General features: G+C 62.3%; 3 protein-coding genes. All 3 read left to right on the forward strand.

What is annotated here, in order from left to right; all coding sequences use genetic code 11:
• On the forward strand, nucleotides 1-556 hold a 556-nt coding region (locus tag AC1DT2_RS20270; RefSeq protein ID WP_477298329.1), incomplete at its 5' end, for a hypothetical protein.
• 23 nt (nucleotides 557-579) lie between these two features.
• Entirely contained in the window at nucleotides 580-1,371 is a 792-nt protein-coding gene (locus AC1DT2_RS20275; RefSeq protein ID WP_477298331.1) for a hypothetical protein, read from the forward strand.
• A gap of 2 nt (nucleotides 1,372-1,373) precedes the next feature.
• Complete coding sequence (locus AC1DT2_RS20280; protein WP_477298332.1) at nucleotides 1,374-2,504, forward strand: eCIS core domain-containing protein; 1,131 nt, start codon at nucleotides 1,374-1,376, stop codon at nucleotides 2,502-2,504.
• Nucleotides 2,505-2,665 lie beyond the last annotated feature (161 nt).

Raw genomic sequence — 2,665 nt, forward strand, 5'->3', positions numbered from 1 at the left:
TCGCTTGGCACAGGGACCGCTAGGCGGATATCTGGACAGCCTCGCAGCGGACTGGGCTCAGCCATTTCACCTTGCTCCCCAAGGTGGCACGGGAGATGGCCTCGGCGGAGATGCCGCCAATGTCGGTATCTTCGCCCACCAGGTGATTGCCGAYCATCCCGATGACGTCCTGCCGCAGCCGATAGGGCCCAGCGAGGAGGCGAAGCTGGTGGGCGGACACGGGTTGCGCGTGCACCGCAACGGAGGACGGGGTGCGCTCTGCCTTATCTACTCAACACTTATGGGCCTGACCGGGCAAAGCGAGGACGAGGTCGCGCCCATGGTCAACTATGTCGCTCAACAGGTCGGCATCACCGAAGGCTGGTTCGATGTCGGCAGCCCCCTCGCGATCGCCATCGTCGCCGAGATCGAACGCATCTACGCCACCCCAATCGATCTGGTGGTGGTGCAACTCGGTGTGGCTTCGACAATCTCCGCGCGTGGCGGGACCGCCGGTGGGCGGCTCGTGGTGCTTCGACAGACGGCAGGCCACTATGACGCCTATGTTCCCGAATAATCCCTGGCTCGTGAACATATCCCATGAATGAGGCGCCCACGAGGACGATTAACGTGATGACGCCACAGCCGCCGATGGCAGCCCCGCAGCCGGTCGCCCAGTTGACCGTTAAGAAGCAGAAGGCGGGTCACTGGTATTCGGACTACGACCCATACCGAACCTTCTCGACCAAGGCGAAGGCCCAGGCCCACGACCGAGAGCTCAGGGACGATGGTGCGACGGGTGGCCTGCATTACCGTGTGCCAACGCTCTACACCTATACAAAGACCAGGGCGACCAGCAAGCTCAGTCACGCGTTACAGGGCCCGCATACGGTGGCCCACCGGCTGACGCTCAGGGCTCTGCAGGCGATCAAAACGATCGCCGATGTGAAGTCAGTATTTGACGACCAAGTGCTCGCGCCCGACGACGTAGACGAGGTGATGGTCGAGGAGGCGCCAAAAGACGGCTACAAAGGTCAGATTGAAGTACGGATCGAGCGCTACAAGGCCGACTATCGCTCGATTTACGTGGCGCTGGACAAGATGCTGATACCTCCCGCCACCGCCCCTTCGGTTGGGGTCGCCGCCGGTAACCTGAGAGGCGCCAAGCATCGACTCAACCAATTGCTGAACCTCGATCCCTATGCCACATATGGCTGGAAGTCGGCGACCAGGGCGGGCAAGAAAGCGCTGAAAGCCAAGGGCGAGAACAAGGCGACTCCTACTTTCGAAGAGCTGCTGGACCGGCCCAAGTCGACGTCGATACGGAACTCCGATGCGCTGGAGTCTTTTATCCGCGCACGCCAGAAGATGTTCGACCTCCATTTCCAATGATCATGCAGCTGCCATCCCTTCGGTCCAGCCAGGGCATCGTGCCGAGCACGCCAGCGCCGACGGCAGGGCGGGCGTTGCCGTCCGTTCTGTGTAACGGCATCGAATCGCTTTCCGGCATGAGCATGGGCGGGGTACGCGTGCACTACGGTTCGCCACTACCGGCGCGACTCAATGCGCTGGCCTATGCGCAGGGCCGCAACATCCACCTGGCGCAGGGTGAAGAGAAACACCTGCCGCACGAAGCATGGCACGTCGTGCAGCAAATGCAGGGCAAGGTGCGTCCCACCACCCGCGTGGAAGGCGTCGGCGTGAATGACGACGCGTCACTGGAACGCGAGGCGGACCGGATGGGCAGCCGCGCCTTGCAAATGAAGCCCGCCATACCGGCATCGTCACCCGCCTCAGAACGGGCCGCCACGGCCGCCGCGGAAGGCGTCGCCCAGTTGACCGTGTTGAAGCAGGCGTCGGGCCGCTGGTATTCCGACTACGACCCCTACACCGTGTTTCCAACCCAGGCGCAGGCARCAGCCCACGACAAGACCATCAAGGTTCTCGCGGGCGCGAAACGCCGACATTATCGCGTGCCGACGCTCTACACCTATACCCACACGAAGCCGGCGAACAAGCTAAGCCGTGCGGTGCAGGGGCCGCATGTCGTCGCGCATCGCCTTACCTTGAAGGCGCTGCAGGACGCCACAACACTGGCCGAGCTGAAGAAGATCGAGGACGACCAGGTGCTCACGCCGAACGACGTCAATAACGTCGTCATGACCGATGAAGCGCCCGGTGCTGGCTATAGCTCGCAGATGCTGCCCCGCGTGACACGTTATGTCGCTGCGTATACGAAGGTACACAAGTCGCTGCATGTTGAATTCAAGAAGAAGCCGAAAAACCTGCTTCGCGCCAAGCATAGACTCAACAAGTTGCTGAATCTGGATCCTTACGCGACGTATGGTTGGAAGTCACTCGCCAAGGCCAGCCAGGCGCACACGAAGGGGAAGGGCGAGAACGTCGCCGTTCCCACCTTCGCTGACCTGATGGACAAGCCGCCGGGTGGTTCGATCTCCGATCCCGCGGGCCTGCAGTCATTCCTCGATGCGCGAGAGGAGCTGTTCGATGACACATTCCCCTGAGCATCGACCCGGCCCTTCCGTCGCGCCACACGTCGCCGCGCCGACGCAATGCAAGGTCGCGCAGCAGTCGCTGTCACCGGCCGGCGACATCATGCACTACGCCCGTTCCTCCACGGGCGGACAGGCATTGCCAAATGCACTGCGTACCGGGATCGAATCGC

The organism is Luteibacter sp. P4_E6 (assembly GCF_056401535.1).

Coding starts and splice junctions, on each gene's coding strand:
- AC1DT2_RS20275 (WP_477298331.1), top strand. CDS start 580: ATGAATGAGGCGCCCACGAGGACGATTAACGTGATGACGCCACAGCCG.